At 68.2% G+C, this 17931-nt stretch carries 15 protein-coding genes; 8 read left to right on the forward strand and 7 right to left on the reverse strand.

Going from position 1 to position 17931, the window contains the following annotated elements; all coding sequences use genetic code 11:
- Window positions 1–11: 11 nt before the first annotated feature.
- The 4 genes from AU185_RS12405 to rpmF form a co-directional block, all read right to left on the reverse strand.
- Window positions 12–1367 (reverse strand): S1C family serine protease, encoded by a 1356-nt coding sequence (locus tag AU185_RS12405; protein WP_059098100.1) that lies wholly within the window; start codon window positions 1365–1367, stop codon window positions 12–14.
- Window positions 1368–1539: 172 nt separating this feature from the next.
- Window positions 1540–3009, reverse strand: coding sequence for a HAMP domain-containing sensor histidine kinase (locus AU185_RS12410; protein WP_059098101.1), 1470 nt, complete (start codon window positions 3007–3009; stop codon window positions 1540–1542).
- Window positions 3009–3698, reverse strand: coding sequence for a two-component system response regulator MprA (gene mprA, locus AU185_RS12415; protein WP_059098429.1), 690 nt, complete (start codon window positions 3696–3698; stop codon window positions 3009–3011). Before mprA ends, AU185_RS12410 begins: the two co-directional genes overlap by 1 nt.
- A 77-nt stretch (window positions 3699–3775) precedes the next feature.
- A complete protein-coding gene (rpmF, locus tag AU185_RS12420) occupies window positions 3776–3949 on the reverse strand; it encodes a 50S ribosomal protein L32 (protein ID WP_059098102.1) in 174 nt (57 codons plus the stop codon).
- 255 nt (window positions 3950–4204) lie between these two features.
- On the opposite strand from rpmF, the gene AU185_RS12425 reads away from it, so the two are divergent.
- From AU185_RS12425 to AU185_RS12450, 6 genes are all read left to right on the forward strand, one after another.
- Complete coding sequence (locus AU185_RS12425; protein WP_172800278.1) at window positions 4205–5926, forward strand: acyclic terpene utilization AtuA family protein; 1722 nt, start codon at window positions 4205–4207, stop codon at window positions 5924–5926.
- A gap of 73 nt (window positions 5927–5999) precedes the next feature.
- The gene (locus tag AU185_RS12430) at window positions 6000–7148 is read left to right on the forward strand and encodes an acyl-CoA dehydrogenase family protein (protein ID WP_059098103.1); all 1149 of its coding nucleotides are present in this window, start codon (window positions 6000–6002) and stop codon (window positions 7146–7148) included.
- Entirely contained in the window at window positions 7145–8740 is a 1596-nt protein-coding gene (locus AU185_RS12435) for an acyl-CoA carboxylase subunit beta (RefSeq protein ID WP_059098104.1), read from the forward strand. Before AU185_RS12430 ends, AU185_RS12435 begins: the two co-directional genes overlap by 4 nt.
- Window positions 8741–8822: 82 nt before the next feature.
- The gene (locus tag AU185_RS12440) at window positions 8823–10760 is read left to right on the forward strand and encodes an ATP-binding protein (protein WP_059098105.1); all 1938 of its coding nucleotides are present in this window, start codon (window positions 8823–8825) and stop codon (window positions 10758–10760) included.
- Window positions 10757–11917, forward strand: a complete 1161-nt coding sequence (locus AU185_RS12445) for an acyl-CoA dehydrogenase family protein (protein ID WP_059098106.1) — start codon at window positions 10757–10759, stop codon at window positions 11915–11917. Before AU185_RS12440 ends, AU185_RS12445 begins: the two co-directional genes overlap by 4 nt.
- The gene (locus tag AU185_RS12450; protein ID WP_059098107.1) at window positions 11917–12696 is read left to right on the forward strand and encodes an enoyl-CoA hydratase family protein; all 780 of its coding nucleotides are present in this window, start codon (window positions 11917–11919) and stop codon (window positions 12694–12696) included. Before AU185_RS12445 ends, AU185_RS12450 begins: the two co-directional genes overlap by 1 nt.
- Here AU185_RS12450 and AU185_RS12455 read toward each other — a convergent pair.
- The gene (locus tag AU185_RS12455) at window positions 12693–13667 is read right to left on the reverse strand and encodes an HTTM domain-containing protein (protein WP_059098108.1); all 975 of its coding nucleotides are present in this window, start codon (window positions 13665–13667) and stop codon (window positions 12693–12695) included. The two genes, AU185_RS12450 and AU185_RS12455, sit on opposite strands and share 4 nt — an antisense overlap.
- A complete protein-coding gene (locus AU185_RS12460) occupies window positions 13664–14182 on the reverse strand; it encodes a hypothetical protein (protein ID WP_156425491.1) in 519 nt (172 codons plus the stop codon). The genes AU185_RS12455 and AU185_RS12460 overlap by 4 nt, the downstream gene beginning before the upstream one ends.
- A 125-nt stretch (window positions 14183–14307) precedes the next feature.
- On the opposite strand from AU185_RS12460, the gene AU185_RS12465 reads away from it, so the two are divergent.
- Both AU185_RS12465 and AU185_RS12470 read left to right on the forward strand, forming a co-directional pair.
- Window positions 14308–15069: an SDR family oxidoreductase gene (locus AU185_RS12465; protein ID WP_059098110.1), complete on the forward strand. Its 762-nt coding sequence runs from the start codon at window positions 14308–14310 to the stop codon at window positions 15067–15069.
- A 93-nt stretch (window positions 15070–15162) separates the two neighbouring features.
- On the forward strand, window positions 15163–15744 hold the full coding sequence (locus AU185_RS12470; protein ID WP_059098111.1) for a DUF1707 SHOCT-like domain-containing protein: 582 nt from the start codon (window positions 15163–15165) through the stop codon (window positions 15742–15744).
- 136 nt (window positions 15745–15880) lie between these two features.
- Here the strand turns inward: AU185_RS12470 and AU185_RS12475 are convergent, their stop codons facing one another.
- Complete coding sequence (locus tag AU185_RS12475; RefSeq protein ID WP_059098431.1) at window positions 15881–17875, reverse strand: VWA domain-containing protein; 1995 nt, start codon at window positions 17873–17875, stop codon at window positions 15881–15883.
- Window positions 17876–17931 lie beyond the last annotated feature (56 nt).

Consider the following 17931-nt stretch of genomic DNA (forward strand, 5'->3'; position numbering starts at 1 on the left):
GCCGGTCGGCGTCACTGCGGAGCCTTTCCGAGCGTGACCTGGACCGACTGCGTCCTGCCCGACGGGTCCAAGAACGACAGCGTGACCTTGTCACCCGGCGCCCGGGAACGGATGGCCGCGACGAGCGCGTCGGCGCTGCTGATCACCCGGTCGTCGACCTTCGTGACCACCACACCGCTCGGCAGGCCCGCCGCGGCGGCGGCACCACCGTCGACGACCTCGACGATGCGCGCGCCGTCGACCGATGCGTCGGTGCCTACCTGCACCCCCAGCGAGGCGTGTGCGGCGGTGCCGTTCTTGATCAGCTCGTCGGCGATCCGTTTGGCCTGGTCGACGGGGATCGCGAAACCAAGTCCGATCGAACCGCTCTGTGCCTGCGGTCCGGCGTCGGCACCCAGCGTGGCGATCGCAGAGTTGATGCCGATGAGCTCGCCGTTCATGTTGACTAGCGCGCCCCCGGAGTTGCCGGGGTTGATCGCGGCGTCGGTCTGGATCGCATCGAGCACGGTGTTCTGATTGCGGGCATCACCGCTCGCCGCGACCGGTCGGTTCAGCGCGCTGATGATGCCCGTGGTCACGGTGCCCTCCAAGCCGAGTGGCGAGCCGACGGCGATCACGTCCTGACCGACCCGCAGGTCCGCAGACGAACCGATGGCGATCGGGGTCAGATTCGATACGCCCTGCGCTTTCACCACGGCGATATCGCTGCTCGGGTCGGTGCCGACGACGGTGAACGAGGTGGTGCGACCGTTGGAGAAGGTGACCTTGGTCGGCCCGCCGGCGGGACCGCCGCCCGGGGCGGCCTGAGCCGCCGAGACCACGTGGTTGTTGGTCAGGATCAACCCGTCGGAGGACAGGATGACCCCGGAGCCCTCTTCGGACGCCCGGCCCATGTCGGTCTCGAGCTTCACCACGCTGGGCACCACCTTCGCGGCGACCTGTTCGACGCTTCCCGCCGGCAGGCTGGCGGCGGGCACACTCGGCGCGGCACCACCGATCGACGATGTCGCCGACTGCCCGTCCGGCTGCACCAGAAGCGCCACTCCGCCGCCGATGCCGGCCGAGACGACAGCGACTGCCACTGCACCGGCCGTCAAAGCGCCTGCGCGAGAACGCTTTTGCGGGGATTGGCCGGGTAGCGGCTGTGGTGCACCGCGGTAGGGGTCGTAGGGCGCGCGGAAATGCTGCTGGGTCGCGTGCTGCTGGGTCACATGCTGTTGGGTCGCGTAACGCCAGTCATACGGCTGCTGCGGGTACATGCCGGGGCGCTGGGCGGCACCCGGGTAGCCGGGCGCCGCATGCTCAGGACCGATCGGCCGACGACCGGGCGGCGGGGGCGGCGGCGAGTACCTCGGGTGGTTCGTCATGTCGCTCGGGCTCTTCCTTCTCTTCTAGGTCCGATATCTGCACAACGCTGGACGTATGGTCAACAGTGCCCAGTCGGGCTGAGAATCCACTTAGAGAACGTTCGGGACACACCCAATTCGTTCCCCCGTTCCCGCCGAGGTCAATCATCGTCGACGCCGACCCGTGGCGGGGCTACTCAGCGGGCGCGTGTCGGGAAACGCCCCGCTCGGGGGGAACGTCCAGCGTGGGCCGCCCCGGCAGCACGACGTGCACCGACGTGCCCGGTGGATTTCCGCCTGGCACGGTGTCCTCGATGCGTAGCGAACCACCGTGCTTGAGCACAACCTGTTTGACGATCGCCAACCCGAGGCCCGAGCCGGACATCGACCGCGCAGTCGTCGACCGGTAGAAGCGCTCGAACACCAGCGACCGCTCCTGCGGCGGAATGCCGGGGCCGTAGTCGGAGACCACCAACTCGGCATACATCGGATCGATCTGGTCCAGGCGCACCACCACCCGGCCGCCCGGAGGGCTCCACTTCGCGGCGTTGTCGAGCAGGTTGAGCACTGCTCGGCCCAACCCGGCCTCGTCGCCGTAGACCACCCATGAAGTGGTCGACGTCTCGAACTCGATGTCGTTGCGGCGGCGGCGAACTCGTTCCAGCGACCGGTCCACGATCTCCGCGACGTCGACCGATTCGTGCACGGTGACACTGGCGTCGTCGCGCGTGAGGTCGACGAGATCGCCGACCAGCGTCGAGAGTTCCTCGATCTGGGCGATCACGTCAGCGCGAAGATCCGCCATCTCCTCCTCCGGCAACCGCGGCGCACCGGGGGCCATCGACGCCATCAGCAGTTCGACGTTGGTGCGCAATGACGTCAGCGGTGTGCGCAGTTCGTGGCCGGCATCGGTGACCAGGCGGGCTTGGCGTTCCCGGGACTCCGCCAGCGCACGCAGCATCATGTTGAACGCCTCGGTGAGGCGGGCGAGTTCGTCGCTGCCGAACACCGGAATGGGCCGCAGGTCGTCGGTGCGCGCCACCCGCTCGGCGGCTTCGGTCAACCGTGCCACGGGGCGCAGGCCCGCGCGCGCGACGGCACCACCGGCGATGGCCGCCACCGCAACCCCGACTCCGCCGACGATGATCAGCACCGTGCTGAGGCGTCGGAGCAGTTGTGCGGTGGGCACCATGCTCTTGGAGATGAGCAGTGAGCTGTCGTTGGGCAGGTGCATCGCCAGCACCCGCTGATGGTTGGCCGTGCGCAGCGACATGATCAGTTCTCCGCGCAGCACGGCCTTTTCGGGTTCGCCCAGCGGCAGCGTCTGCCCCTGCTGGTTGGCCGTGAAGATGGCCCGGCCCGGAATCACCAGCATCGCGTTGACGTCCGAGTACGCGGTGCCCTCGATGGCCTTGCTCGGGTCGGCCTGCAGCGATCCGCTCTCGATCAACAGTCGGGCCCGGGTGCGCAGTTGGTTGTCGACGTCGTCGTACAGGGCGCGCGACACCACCGCCCAGACGGCCACCGCCATCAGCACCACGACCATCGCCACCATCGACATCGCCAGCAGCATCACGCGCCACCGCAGCGACACCGAACTCGTTCTCGACTGCGGATAGCGCGAATCAGGTTGTGGGGCAAACCCGTTACTCGGTGCAGACATCAGGGAGGCGTTTCGCGAAGCACATAACCCACCCCGCGCACGGTGTGGATCAGTCGCGGCTCTCCTTCGGCTTCGGTCTTGCGGCGCAGGTAACCGACGTACACCTCGAGGGCATTGCCGGAGGTCGGGAAGTCGAATCCCCACACCTCTTCGAGGATGCGACTGCGGGTCAGCACCCGGCGGGGGTTGGCGATCAGCATCTCGAGCAGCGCGAACTCAGTCCGGGTTAGGCTGATCGGGCGTTGGCCCCGGGTGACCTCGCGGGTGACGGGGTCGAGCGAAAGATCGGAGAACGTCATCGCGGCCGACTCGGCGTTTTCGTCCTCGGGGCCGGTGCGGCGGAGCAGCGCCCGCATGCGGGCCAGGAGTTCCTCGAGGGCGAACGGCTTCGGCAGGTAGTCGTCGGCGCCGGCGTCGAGGCCGGCCACGCGCTCGGAGACCGAGTCGCGCGCCGTCAACACCAGGATCGGCAGGTCGTCGCCGGTGCTGCGCAGCTGGCGACACACCTCGAGGCCGTCCAACCGCGGCATCATCACATCGAGCACCAGGGCGTCGGGCCGATCGCTGGCGATCAGGTCCAGTGCCTCGACGCCGTCCTGAGCCAGTTCGACGGAGTAACCGTTGAAGGACAGGGATCGGCGCAGCGACTCGCGCACCGCGCGGTCATCATCAACGACAAGAATGCGCACAGCCACAGTGTCGACCCCCTATCTGAGAGTGACCTGAGAGGCGCGTCGCCGGCCGGGCCGGCACTGCAGGCAGAGCGTCAGCGGCGGTCGAGGTCGATCAGGCCCAGGCGGGCTGCCTTGAGCAGCCGACGCGGCACCTTGTGCTGCTGACCGGCGACGTTCACGCTGACGAGCTCGGTGCGCTTGGCCTTCCACTGCGCACGCCGGCTACGGGTGTTCGCGCGCGACATCCTGCGCTTGGGCACAGCCATGATCGGATCTCCTCTTGGGGGTAAGTGCGTGCGGCGTCGGCTGGAGTTCTTTCGCTCCTCGCGTGCGCGGCGCCCTTCAGGATAACCAACGACCTGCGTAGCCTCCAAAACAGCGACTCGTGCGGCCAACCGGTGTGGCAGATGCCTTGACGCGATACCGCCGGTACCCGCTAACCTACCGGTTGGTTGAGGCCCGCAACGAAGGGAGCCTGCGTGACCTCCCCTGTTCCTGATCCGGCTCTGCACTCCGACCCGGTGCGCATCGGCAACTGCTCGGGCTTCTACGGCGACCGGCTGGCGGCGATGCGGGAGATGCTGACCGGCGGCGACCTGGACTTCCTCACCGGCGACTACCTGGCCGAGCTGACCATGCTGATTCTGGCCCGCGACCGCGCCAAGGACCCGGCCCGCGGCTACGCCAAGACGTTCCTGACCCAGCTCGAGGAGTGCCTCGGGCTGGCGCTCGACCGCGGTGTGCGGATCGTGGCCAACGCCGGTGGGCTCAACCCCGCCGGGCTCGCCGAGGCGGTGCGTGCACTGGCCGACCGGCTGGGGCTCTCGGTCAACGTCGCGCACGTGGAGGGCGACGACCTGCTCGGGCGCGCCGACGAGCTCGGGTTCGGCTCGGTGCTGGCGGCCAACGCCTATCTCGGCGCGTGGGGCATCGTCGAGTGCCTCGATGCCGGGGCCGACGTGGTGGTGACCGGCCGGGTGACCGACGCGTCGGTGATCGTCGGGCCGGCCGCGGCGCATCACGGCTGGCGTCGCACGGACTACGACCGGCTCGCCGGCGCCGTCGCGGCCGGCCATGTCATCGAGTGCGGCGCTCAGGCGACCGGCGGCAACTACGCCTTCTTCGCCCGCGATTTTCCCGACCTGACGACCTTGACCCATCCGGGCTTTCCGCTCGCCGAGATCCACTCCGACGGCACCTCGGTCATCACCAAGCATCCGGGCACCGGCGGCGCGGTCACCGTCGACACGGTCACCGCGCAACTGCTGTACGAGATCGGCGGCGCGCGGTATGCCAACCCGGACGCGACGTTGCGGGTGGACAGCATCGAGTTGTCCGGCGACGGCCGCGACCGGGTGGGGATCGCCGGGGTGCGCGGCGAGCCGCCGCCGCCGACGCTCAAGGTCTCGCTCAACAGCATCGGCGGTTTCCGCAACGATGTGACGCTGGTGCTCACCGGCCTCGACATCGAGGCGAAGGCCGACCTGGTGCGGCGCCAGCTGGAGAGCAGCCTGACGGTCAAGCCCGCCGAGATGGAGTGGACGCTGGCGCGCACCGACCACGCCGACGCCGACACCGAAGAGGCGGCGAGTGCACTGCTGCGGTGCGTGGTCCGCGACCCCGACCCGGCCAATGTCGGGCGCCAGTTCTCTTCGGCGGCAGTGGAATTGGCGCTCGCAAGTTACCCGGGCTTCCACGCCACCAGTCCGCCGGGACAAGGACAGGTGTACGGCGTGTTCAGGCCCGCGTTCGTCGCGGCCACCGAAGTGCCGCACGTGGCCGTGTATGCCGACGGCCGCCGTGTCGAGATCCCGCCCGCCGCCGAGACAATGGAGTTGGCGCCGGTGTCGCCGCTCGCGTCACCCGAGCCGCTTCCGGTCGGGGCGACGCGGCGGCTGCCGCTGGGCACCATCGCCGGCGCCCGCAGCGGAGACAAGGGCGGCAGCGCCAACGTCGGTGTCTGGGTGCGCACCGAAGAGCAGTGGCGGTGGCTGTCGCATGAGTTGACCATCGAAAAGCTGCGCGAACTGCTGCCGGAGACCGCCGATCTCACCGTCACCCGGCATCTGTTGCCCAACCTGCGCGCGGTGAACTTCGTCATCGAGGGCATCCTCGGCGAAGGAGTCGCTTATCAGGCCCGCTTCGACCCTCAGGCCAAAGGGCTCGGAGAATGGCTGCGCAGCAGGACCGTCGACATCCCTGTCGAATTCTGTTCAGACATCCCTGAGGAGCTATTGCCGTGAGTATCCGAAGACGAACGCGAGTGAGGATCGCGGCGAGGCACGAGCGAGGATCGGAGCGAGCGGGAGTCGAGGCATGAGTATCTGGCACACCCCCGAGCGTGAGCAACTGCGAAAGACGGTGCGCGCGTTCGCCGAACGCGAGGTCCTTCCGCATGTCGACGAGTGGGAGCGGACCGGCGAGTTGCCCCGCGAACTGCACCGCAAGGCCGGCGAGGCCGGACTGCTCGGCGCCGGCTTCCCGGAAGCAGTCGGGGGTGGTGGCGGCGACGGCGCCGACGCGGTGGTCATCTGCGAGGAGATGCATTACGCCGGATCCCCCGGCGGGGTCTTCGCGTCGCTGTTCACTTGCGGAATCGCGGTGCCGCACATGATCGCATCCGGTGACGAGCGGCTGATCGACACCTATGTCCGGCCGACGCTGCGCGGCGAGAAGATCGGCAGCCTGGCGATCACCGAACCCGGCGGCGGTTCTGATGTCGGACACCTGACCACCCGAGCGGAGCGCGACGGTGATCACTACATCATCAACGGCGCCAAGACTTACATCACCTCCGGCGTGCGCGCCGACTATGTGGTGACCGCGGCGCGTACCGGTGGGCCCGGCGCCGCGGGCGTTTCGCTGATCGTGGTGGACAAGGGCATGACCGGATTTGAGGTCACCCGCAAGCTCGACAAGATGGGCTGGCGGTCGTCGGACACCGCCGAACTGTCCTACACCGACGTCCGTGTGCCCGCCGCCAACCTCATCGGTGCGGAGAACACCGGCTTCGTCCAGATCGCCGGAGCCTTCGTCTCCGAGCGCGTCGGCCTTGCCGCGCAGGCGTATTCGAGCGCTCAGCGGTGCCTTGACCTGACCGTCGAGTGGTGCCGCAACCGCGAGACCTTCGGCCGCCCGCTGATCTCGCGCCAGCAGGTGCAGAACACGCTGGCCGAGATGGCGCGCCGCATCGACGTCGCGCGGGTCTACACCCGCAGCATCGTCGAGCGGCAGCTTCGCGGCGAGACGAACCTGATCGCCGAAGTCTGCTTCGCCAAGAACACCGCCGTGGAGGCCGGCGAATGGGTGGCCAACCAGGCGGTGCAGTTGTTCGGCGGCATGGGTTACATGTCAGAGTCCGAGGTCGAGCGCCAGTACCGCGACATGCGCATCCTCGGAATCGGCGGCGGCACAACCGAGATCCTCACCTCGCTGGCCGCTAAGACGTTGGGATATCAATCGTGACCGCACTGCACTCCACGCTCGACGCCGCGTCACCCGCCTACGACGAGGCGGCGTCCACGATGACCGCCAAGCTTGCCGAGCTCGAAGCCGAGCATGCCAAGGCGTTGGCCGGCGGCGGATCGAAATATGTTCAGCGTCACCACGACCGCGGCAAACTCACCGCGCGCGAGCGCATCGAGCTGCTGCTCGACCCGGACTCGCCCTTCCTGGAGTTGAGCCCGCTCGCCGCGTGGGGCAGCGACTTCACCGTCGGCGCCAGCGTGGTGGTCGGCATCGGGGCGGTCGAGGGTGTCGAGTGCCTGATCGTCTCGAACGATCCCACGGTCAAGGGCGGCACCAGCAACCCGTGGACGCTGAAGAAGATCCTGCGCGCCAACCAGATCGCGCTGCAGAACCGGCTGCCGGTGATCTCGTTGGTGGAGTCCGGCGGCGCCGACCTGCCGACGCAGAAGGAGATCTTCATCCCGGGCGGACAGATGTTCCGCGACCTCACCAGGCTGTCGGCGGCGGGCATTCCGACCATCGCGCTGGTGTTCGGCAACTCGACGGCCGGCGGCGCCTACATTCCCGGCATGTCCGACCACGTCGTGATGATCAAGGAGCGCTCGAAGGTGTTCCTGGCCGGCCCGCCGCTGGTGAAGATGGCCACCGGCGAGGATGCCGACGACGAGTCGCTCGGCGGAGCCGAAATGCACGCGCGCACTTCCGGGCTGGCCGACTACTTCGCGATCGACGAGCCCGACGCGATCCGGATCGGACGCCGCATCGTGGCACGGCTGAACTGGCACAAGCAGGGCCCGGCGCCCGCACCGGTCGTCGAGCCGCTCTTCGACGCCGAGGAACTGCTGGGCATCGTGCCCGCCGATCTACGGATCCCGTTCGACCCGCGCGACGTCATCGCCCGCGTGGTCGACGGCTCGGAATTCGACGAGTTCAAGCCGATGTACGGCTCGTCGCTGGTGACCGGTTGGGCCCGGCTGTACGGCTACCCGATCGGCATCCTGGCCAACGCACGCGGCGTGCTGTTCAGCGAGGAGTCGCAGAAGGCCACCCAGTTCATCCAGCTGGCCAACCGTTCCGACACTCCATTGTTGTTCCTGCACAACACCACCGGTTACATGGTCGGCCGCAAATACGAGGAAGGCGGCATGATCAAACACGGCTCGATGATGATCAACGCCGTGTCGAACTCGACGGTTCCGCACATCTCGCTGCTGATCGGCGCGTCCTACGGCGCCGGCCATTACGGGATGTGCGGGCGCGCCTACGATCCGCGGTTCCTGTTCGCGTGGCCCAGCGCCAAGTCCGCGGTGATGGGCGGTGCGCAGTTGGCGGGCGTGCTGTCGATCGTCAGCCGCGCCGCCGCCGAAGCCCGCGGCCAGGTCTTCGACGAGGAAGGCGACGCGGCACTGCGGGCGGCGGTGGAGGCGCAGATCGAGGCCGAGTCACTGCCGATGTTCCTGTCCGGCCGGCTGTACGACGACGGGGTCATCGACCCGCGCGACACCCGCACGGTCCTCGGAATGTGTCTGTCCGCCATCGCCAATGGCCCGATCAAGGGGACGTCGAACTTCGGCGTCTTCCGGATGTGAGCGCCGAGATGTCAGTGATTTCGGTGTACTTGGTCGCGGTGAGCGCAACCAACTGCGCCGAAATCGCGAAGGAAGGGGCCCGATGATCACACGAGTTCTGGTGGCCAACCGCGGCGAGATCGCGCGGCGGGTGTTCGACACGTGCCGGCGGCTCGGTATCGGCACCGTCGCGGTCTACACCGATCCCGACGCGCACTCGCCCCATGTCGGTGAGGCCGACGCGCGGGTCCGCCTCGAGGGCCGCACCGGATACCTCGATGCCGGGCAGTTGATCGCAGCGGCGAAGGCGACAGGTGCCGACGCGATTCACCCCGGGTACGGCTTCCTCTCGGAGAACGCGGAATTCGCCGCCGCGGTCCAGGACGCCGGGCTGACGTGGATCGGGCCGCCGGTGGCCGCGGTCGCCGCGATGGGGTCGAAGATCGAGGCCAAGAAGCTGATGGCCGCTGCCGGTGTTCCGGTGCTCGACGAGCTCGATCCCGACACCGTCACCGCCGATCAGCTACCGGTGCTGATCAAGGCGTCGGCGGGCGGCGGCGGCCGCGGCATGCGGGTGGTGCGCGAGCTGGCCGAACTTGCGGGCCAAGTCGAGGCGGCTCGCCGCGAGGCGCAGTCGGCCTTCGGTGACCCGACGGTGTTCTGCGAGCGCTACCTCGCCACCGGCCATCACGTCGAGGTGCAGGTGCTCGCAGACGAACACGGCACCGTCTGGGCGGTCGGCGAACGCGAATGCTCGATTCAGCGCCGCCATCAGAAGATCATCGAGGAGGCGCCCTCACCGCTCGTCGAGCGCACCCCCGGCATGCGCGCGAAACTGTTCGACGCCGCCCGGTTGGCCGCCACCGCGATCGACTACACCGGCGCGGGCACAGTCGAGTTCATGGCCGACGAGAACGGCGAGTTCTTCTTCCTCGAGATGAACACCCGGCTTCAGGTCGAGCACCCGGTGACCGAGGAGACGACCGGGCTGGATCTCGTCGAACTGCAACTGATCGTCGCCGACGGTGGTCGGCTCGGCACCGAACCGCCGCCGTCGCGCGGGTACTCGATCGAGGCTCGGCTCTACGCCGAGGACCCGGCCAAGGGGTGGCAGCCGCAAGCCGGCACCGTGCACCGGTTCGAGGTGCCGGCCAACGTGCGCGTCGACTCCGGCGTCGTGGCGGGCTCGGAGGTGTCGATCTTCTACGATCCGATGCTGGCCAAGGTCATTTCGTATGCGCCGAGCAGGCGCCAAGCCGCCGGCGTGCTCGCGGACGCGCTGACCCGCGCCCGGATCCACGGCGTACGCACCAACCGCGACCTGCTCGTCAACGTGCTGCGGCATCCGGCGTTCCTCGACGGTGCCACCGACACCGCGTTCTTCGACACGCACGGCCTCGCCGACCTCGCCGCGCCGCTGGCCGGCGATCACGCGGTGGCGTTGTCCGCGATCGCTGCCGCGCTCGCCGACGCCGCCCACAACCGCGGTACCGCAAAGGTTTTCGCGGCCGCACCCAGCGGGTGGCGCAATCTCGCGGCGGGCCACCAGACGAAGCGGTATGCCGACGTGACGGGCACCGAGCACGAGGTGCGTTACCGGTTCGCCCGCGGCGGCCTCGACCTGCCCGGCCACGACGGCGTCTCGCTGGTGTCGGCCGGTCCGACGCAGGTGGTGCTGCGGGTCGACGGCGTCGACCGGCCGTTCGATGTCGCCCGCTACGCCGACGCGGTGTTCGTCGACTCCCCCTCGGGCCCAGTGCAGCTCACCGCGCTGCCACGCTTCGGCGATCCCGACGCCGCGGTCGCCCTCGGCTCGCTGTTGGCGCCGATGCCCGGATCGGTGTTACGGATCGGCGCGGCGGTCGGCGACGCGGTCACCGCCGGCCAACCGCTGGTGTGGCTGGAGGCGATGAAGATGGAGCACACCGTGACCGCCCCCACCGACGGCGTGCTCACCGAACTGAACGTCGAACCCGGCCAACAAGTCGATGTCGGAGCAGTCCTGGCCCGAGTCGAGAACCCACAAGGAGACCAGCAATGAGCAGTTTCATCGAGACCGAAGAGCAGCAGGCGCTACGCAAGGCGGTGGCCGCGATGGCCGCCAACTACGGCCAGGACTACTACCTCGAGAAGGCCCGCGCCGGCCAGCACACCGACGAGTTGTGGTCCGAGGCAGGCAAACTCGGCTTCATCGGAGTGAACCTGCCCGAGGAGTACGGCGGCGGTGGCGCGGGGATGTACGAGCTGTCGCTGGTGATGGAGGAGATGGCCGCGGCCGGCTCGGCGCTGCTGATGATGGTGGTGTCGCCGGCGATCAACGGCACGATCATCTCGAAGTTCGGCACTGAGGAGCAGAAGAAGCGCTGGCTGCCCGGCATCGCCGACGGCTCGATCACGATGGCGTTCGCGATCACCGAACCCGACGCGGGTTCCAACAGCCACCGCATCACCACCACGGCGCGCCGCGACGGCAGCGACTGGATCATCAACGGCCAGAAGGTGTTCATCTCCGGCATCGACCAAGCGCAGGCGGTGCTGATCGTCGGCCGCACCGAAGATCACAAAACCGGCAACCTCAAGCCGGCGCTGTTCATCGTGCCGACCGACACAAAAGGGTTGAGCTGGACGAAGATCGACATGGAACTGGTCAGCCCGGAGAGCCAGTTCCAGGTGTTCCTCGACGAGGTGCGCCTGCCGTCGGACGCGCTGGTGGGTTCGGAGGACGCCGCGATCGCCCAGTTGTTCGCCGGCCTGAACCCCGAGCGGATCATGGGCGCCGCCAGCGCGGTCGGCATGGGCCGGTTCGCGATCAACAAGGCCGTCGACTACGTCAAGTCTCGACAGGTGTGGAAGACACCGATCGGCGCGCACCAGGGCCTGTCGCATCCGTTGGCGCAGAACCACATCGAGATCGAGCTGGCCAAGCTGATGATGCAGAAGGCGGCGTCGCTCTACGACGCCGGAGACGACGTGGGCGCCGCCGAGGCGGCGAACATGGCCAAGTACGCCGCCGGTGAGGCGTCGGTGCGCGCGGTCGACCAGGCCGTTCAGTCGTTGGGCGGCAACGGGCTGACAAAGGAGTACGGAATCGCCGCCGCGGTGACCGTGTCGAAGCTTGCCCGCATTGCGCCGGTCAGCCGGGAGATGATCCTCAACTTCGTCGCGCAGACCTCGCTCGGTCTGCCCCGGTCGTACTGATGAGTGCACTCGTCGGTTTCGCGGTCGACGGACCGGTCGCCCGGCTCACCCTGGACTCGCCGGACAACCGCAATGCGTTGTCGACCGCGCTGGTCGACCAACTGCACCAGGGCTTCACCGACGCCGTCGCCGACCCCGCCGTGCGGGCGGTGGTGCTCGGCCACACCGGTGGAACGTTCTGTGCGGGCGCCGATCTCGCCGAAGCTGCCGGACGTGACCCCGGCGCACTGGCGGTCGACCGCGCCCACGAGATGACCCGGCTGCTCCGCCGCATCCTCGAGCTGCCGATCCCGGTGGTCGGCGCCATCGACGGGCACGTCCGCGCGGGCGGCCTCGGCCTGGTCGGTGCCTGCGACATCGTCGTGGCCGGCCGGCAGAGCACGTTCGCGTTGACCGAGGCCCGCATCGGCGTTGCCCCGTCGATCATCTCGCTCACCCTGCTGCCGAGGATGACCAGTCGCGCGGCGGCCCGCTACTTCGTCACCGGGGAGAAGTTCGGCGCCGCGGAGGCCGCCGAGATGGGCCTGATCACGATCGCCGCCGACGACGTCGACGCCAGCGTCGCCGAACTCACCACGGCGATCGGCAAGGCGTCGCCGCAGGGTCTGGCCGCGTCGAAAGCCTTGACCACAGCATCGATTCTGGCGGATTTCGACCGCCGAGCCGAAGCCCTCACCACCCAGTCGGCCGAACTGTTCGTCTCCGAGGAGGCGCGTGAAGGCATGATGGCGTTCTTGGAGAAACGCCAGCCGAAGTGGATTTCGACGGCTCGCTCCTAGGGCACGGCCGGCTGCTCGGAGGACTGCTGCGGCGGTGACGGATTCGACCGCCCGCGGTTGCGCCATTTGGTCTTGAGCCGTGTCGGCAGTCGCTCGACGACCTCCCACGGCACGAACGCCAGATACAGCACAAACATGGCGAGGCTGAAGAACCCGACATTCAGGTTGAGCATGATCGTCAAGTGCATCAGCACACCGGCCAGCAGCACCCAGAACCGCCATCGCCGGCTCCAGACCAGTACCGCGAGCGCCAATTCGATCAGCAGGGTGCTCCACGTCAGGACATTGACCAGAATCGCGTTGGCGGACAACCATTCCGGCGCGGTCAGCAGCGCCCACCTGCCGTCGGTGTGCCACGCGTAATAGACCGCCGAACCCTCCACCCAGGGTTTGCCCGCCAGCTTCGCCTGGACGGTCGCGAGGTAGATGACCGACAACTGAATCTGCAGCAGCCGGACGGGCCACACCTGCCTGGCTTCTGCGGACCAGAACGTTCCGGTACGGCGCCGCTGGTCCATCGACAACGCCGCCCCGCACGACGAGAGCGCCAGAATCAGGGCGACGACGGTGAGAATGGCGTCACCGGCATTGAAGTATGGGGCGCCGCGCCGCAGGAACGACTGAAGCAGGACGAACACCAGGACCGCCGCCACGCGGCTGTGCCAGCCCACCGTCATCGCGACGGCCGACAACAGCATCAGCACCCACCCGATCACGAGCGCGGTGTCGCCGGGCCAGAACTCGAACACACTCCACTGGAAGTCGACCCTCGGATGCTCGGGCAGCACACCCTGATTCCCGAATACCTCGAGCAGATCGGGCAGCAGCGCCACGGCCCACGCCATGACCACGACCCCGAACCCCATCCGGACCAGGCCAAGTGTGTACGCCGGCGCAGACGTGAAGAAGAAGGCGCACCAGCGGTCGACGCACCTGCCGACCCCCGCCCGGAGCCGATCGGACACGCTCATCGGGAGCCCGCCAAGTTCTCTTGGTACAGAAGCTTCGTGGCGGTTGGGCGCCGATTTCCCGAAGGCGGTTCGTCCGGTGCCCGCAACGTTTCGGTTCGAAGCACCATGGTGACGCCGACGGCATGTTCGTTCGGCTTGCTGACCTGCCGGACCACCCAGTGCGCGAGCTGTGGCCGGAACGCGGAGTCGAGCACGGCGGCATATCTGAGCAGTAGCCAGCGATCCCACCAGCCGACGCCGCTTGCGCCGGGCTCGAAGGTCCACACCCGGACCTCGCCGCCGGCGAACCGGACCTGAACCTCGACCGTGTCTTGACGCCTGGTCGGGTTGGCGTACATCGCCCAACTCTGATCCAGACCCGTGGGCACCGCGACCGGTTCGACGACCGGTAGCAGGCTGCGCTTGATCGGCGAATCGGGCAGGTTGCACACGATGCCCACGAGGAGGAACAGCACAATGACGACGCTCACCACCGCCTTGCCCACCGGCGAGTCCTCGAAGCGCTGCTGAATCAACGTCGCCCACCCTTGCTCGCGTCGCAAACACCTTAGTTCACGTGAGGGTCGTCGCCATGGCGTCGCATCGTCGCTCATCGACAAGGCGGTCTATTCTGAGGCCTTCACCCGCCGAGGAGGAGCTGATGTCGCGCACGGTCCTCGTCACCGGTGCAACGGGCACGCTGGGGCATCGCGTCGTTCCAGAAGCGGTCGGGGCCGGGCATCCCGTCCGAGCGTTGAGCCGCAAGAGCCACGTCGGATACACCGGCGTGAATTGGGCGCAGGCCGATCTGGTGAGCGGCACCGGCCTCGACGAGGCGGTTGACGGGGTGCACGTCGTGGTCAACTGCGCGACGCAGCCCACCGGCGACAAGGACGTCACCGCGATGCGGAACCTCGTCGAGGCGGCGCAGCGAGCGGGCGTCGCGCACATCGTGCACGTGTCGATCGTCGGCATCGACCTGATCCCGCTGCCGTACTACCGCGCGAAGCTGCGCGCCGAACAAGTCCTCGAGGCATCGGGCGTCGGCCATACGGTGCTGCGCGCCACGCAGTTCCACGATCTGATCGGCGCCATGTTCGCGGTGCAGCGGTACTCCCCCGTGCTGTGGGCGCTGCGCGGCGTGAGATTTCAACCGATCTCCACTACCGACGTCGCGGCACGGCTGGTGGAGCTGATCGACGCCGAACCCGCCGGGCGGGCGCCGGACATCGGCGGGCCGGCCGTGCACACGCACAAAGAGTTGGCGCGCATGTACCTGACGGCGCACCGAGGCCGTCGGCGAGCCGTCGCGGCGCCCCTGCCGGGACACATCGCGGCGGCGCTGCGGTCGGGTGCCAACCTGGTCCCGCGGAACCCTGTCGGCACCGTCGGCTTTGCTGAGTTCCTGACGTCCGGGCGATAAGTTTGGTCATCTACCTTCTTCGCCGTGGCTCGTCAGGGCACAGTTTGGACAATGGTCTTGCGTGTGCCACGGTTCGTCGTAGGCTCGTATCCGATGAGCACTCCAGCGTCGCGGAACGGTTCGATGCGAGCTGCTGACACCGACCGCATTCAGGTGGCGCAGCTGCTCACTGACGCCGCCGCGCAGGGCCGCCTTCAACTCAACGAGTATGAGGACCGCCTGGCCAGGGCGTACGCCGCGCAAACGAACGACGAGCTCGACCGCCTGTCGGCGGATCTGCCCGGCGCGGTCACCCGGGGGCGCAGCGGCGGCCCGTGTCGGCCCGCGCCGTCGACGATGCTGCTGGCGATCATGAGCGGATTCGAACGCCGCGGCCGCTGGAACGTGCCGAGGCGGATGACCACGTTCGCTCTGTTCGGTGGCGGGGTCATCGATTTGCGGTACGCCGACTTCACCTCGCCGGAGGTGGAGATCCACTCGTACTCGATCTTCGGAGGCCAGACGATCCTGGTGCCGCCCGAGGTCAACGTCGACCTGCGTGGTGTCGGGGTGATGGGCACCTTCGACCAGTCCGTGGAGGGCGACGGCTCACCGGGGGCGCCGTGCGTGTGTATCCGCGGCTTCTCGCTGTGGGGCCGCGTTGCCATCAAGCGCAAGAAGCGCAAGGCCGCTTAGCGCGAGTCTCCCGTAGTAAGCAGGAAGCTCCTACGGTCGAGATTGCGCTGAGGGTCGTAGGGCGGCGCACGACCCTGACTGCAATCTCGCGTGTGGGACGCAAGAGTCACCCCGCACTCGGCCCGCTTGACCGTCGCTAGCGCCTCCGGCGCGACCGCAGGTAGTCGCCGACCACGGCCGCACCGAGACCGTCGAGATCGGGCACCACGACCCGGCCCTCCACCCGCCGGGCCACCTGGTCGATGAACCGCGCCAGTCCCGGATCGTCGCCCAACCGGAAGATCGTCACCTGCGCCCCGAGCGCGGCGACCTCGTCGAAGCCCTTGACGGTGTGCGCGATCGTCCGCGGATGCGGCGGGTAATCAAAGAACACGCCCGGCGGCTGAGCCGCCGAATCCGACCCAGCCCCGCGTCCGTATCCCTCCAGGTGCGCGGTCGGCTCACCGTCGGTGACGACCAGCACCACCGGCTGCGCGTTGGGATGGCGGCGCAGGTGCCGCCCGGCGAGCGCCAGCGCGTGGTGCAGGTTGGTGCCCTGCTCGTACACCCCTTCCAGCCCGGTGAGTTCGGCCGCCGTCACGGTGCGCGCGTAGCGGCCGAAGGCGATGATCTGCAGGGCGTCGGACCGGAACCGGGTGCTGACGAGGTGGTTGAGCGCCAGCGCTGTGCGTTTCATCGGCAGCCACCGGTTCTCCATCACCATCGAGAACGAGGTGTCGACCAACAACGCCACCGCGGCCTGCGTGCGCGTCTCGGTCTCGGAGATCTCGACGTCTTCGACCGTGATGCGAATCGGGCGTTCGGCCACCCCCGTCCCCGCCTGGCGCAGCACCGCGTTGGTGAGAGTCCGGGTGACGTTCCACGGTTCGGTGTCGCCGAACGCCCACGGCCGGGTCGCCCCGGTCAGCTCGCCGGCCGCGCCGGCCCGGCGGGTGTCCCGCTCGCCGTGTCGACCCGAGAGCCGTTGTGCCACATCGCGTAACGCCGTCTGACCAAGCTGACGCATCGCCTTGGGAGAGAGCCGCCACTGGCCGTCGGAACCCCGATTCAGGAACCCCTGATCCATCAGCGCCCGTTCGAGCTCCGTCAGCGTGCGCGCGTCGACGGCGGCGTCCTCACCCAGCTGGCGGGCCAGCATGTCGAGGTCGACGTCCTCCATCGTCGCGCCGGCGTAACTCTGCGACAACGCCTCGGCGAGCTGCTCGAGTTCGGCGATGTCGGCCATCGCCTGAGCGCCCTCTCCCATGCCCAGCGGATTGTCGCCGGAGAACTCCGACGAACCGGTCCAGTCCTCCCCCGGCCGCGCCGCCTGCAGGTGGGCGTCCAACCGGTTCAGCGCGTTCATCAACGACGGCGAGCCGAACGCCTGTTGTGCCAACGCATCCAATTCGGCCCGTTGTTCGGCGCTCAAACTGTTGCGGAACCGCTGCGCGGCCGCGGCGCGCTGGGCCAGCGAGTCCAGCAATTCGTCGACGTTGCGCGGGTTCTCCGGAAAGAACTCGCCGTGCTTGTTCATGAAGTCTTGAAAATCCTGTTGGGTGTCTTCACCTTTGGCGTGCTTGTCCAACAGGTCGTTGAGGTCGTCGAGCATCTCGTTAACGCGCTGGCGGTCCTCGTCGGTGGCGTTTTCCAGCGCCTGCTTCATACCCGCGAACCGCTGGTCGAGCATCTCGCGGCCGAGCAGGTCCTTGATCTGCTCGTACTTCTCGCGGGCCTCCTGCGAGCGCCAGTCGTAGTCGGACAGCTCCTGCACGGCCTTGGCCGGTGACGGCGGCAACGACTCGATGCGCATCTCGTTGAACCTGGCGTCATCGTCGAGCGCCCGGGCCAGCTCCTTGCGCTCGGCCAGCACGGCCTCGTCGAGAAGTTTCTTGATCTCGGCCAGCGTGCCGTCGAGATTGTTGCGCGACAACAGCTCTCGACGACGACGGTTGGCCTCGGCGGCGAGTTTGTCGGCGCCGCGCATTTTCTTGGTGCCGCGACGCATGAGTTCCGACAGCGCGCGCCGCGGCGAGCTGCCCTCCATCACGTCCTGGCCGATCTGCTCGAGCGCCTCGCGCAGGTCGAGCGGCGGCGCCAACGGGTCGGGTCCGCCGGTGTATCGCGAATACCGCGAAGTCCGTTTACTCATCGTCACGCGCCTCAACGCGCCTCGTTTGTGAATCTGACGACGTTTTTCGGCGATTT

Source organism: Mycobacterium sp. GA-0227b, assembly GCF_001499855.1.
Taxonomy (GTDB): domain Bacteria; phylum Actinomycetota; class Actinomycetes; order Mycobacteriales; family Mycobacteriaceae; genus Mycobacterium.

Bases quoted from the DNA above. Each gene is read 5' to 3' on its own strand.
- AU185_RS12405 (WP_059098100.1), bottom strand. From the start codon at position 1,367: ATGACGAACCACCCGAGGTACTCGCCGCCGCCCCCGCCGCCCGGTCGT.
- AU185_RS12430 (WP_059098103.1), top strand. From the start codon at position 6,000: ATGAGTATCTGGCACACCCCCGAGCGTGAGCAACTGCGAAAGACGGTG.
- AU185_RS12450 (WP_059098107.1), top strand. From the start codon at position 11,917: ATGAGTGCACTCGTCGGTTTCGCGGTCGACGGACCGGTCGCCCGGCTC.
- AU185_RS12470 (WP_059098111.1), top strand. From the start codon at position 15,163: ATGAGCACTCCAGCGTCGCGGAACGGTTCGATGCGAGCTGCTGACACC.
- AU185_RS12410 (WP_059098101.1), bottom strand. From the start codon at position 3,009: ATGTCTGCACCGAGTAACGGGTTTGCCCCACAACCTGATTCGCGCTAT.
- AU185_RS12445 (WP_059098106.1), top strand. From the start codon at position 10,757: ATGAGCAGTTTCATCGAGACCGAAGAGCAGCAGGCGCTACGCAAGGCG.
- rpmF (WP_059098102.1), bottom strand. From the start codon at position 3,949: ATGGCTGTGCCCAAGCGCAGGATGTCGCGCGCGAACACCCGTAGCCGG.
- AU185_RS12455 (WP_059098108.1), bottom strand. From the start codon at position 13,667: ATGAGCGTGTCCGATCGGCTCCGGGCGGGGGTCGGCAGGTGCGTCGAC.
- AU185_RS12440 (WP_059098105.1), top strand. From the start codon at position 8,823: ATGATCACACGAGTTCTGGTGGCCAACCGCGGCGAGATCGCGCGGCGG.
- AU185_RS12465 (WP_059098110.1), top strand. From the start codon at position 14,308: ATGTCGCGCACGGTCCTCGTCACCGGTGCAACGGGCACGCTGGGGCAT.
- AU185_RS12475 (WP_059098431.1), bottom strand. From the start codon at position 17,875: ATGAGTAAACGGACTTCGCGGTATTCGCGATACACCGGCGGACCCGAC.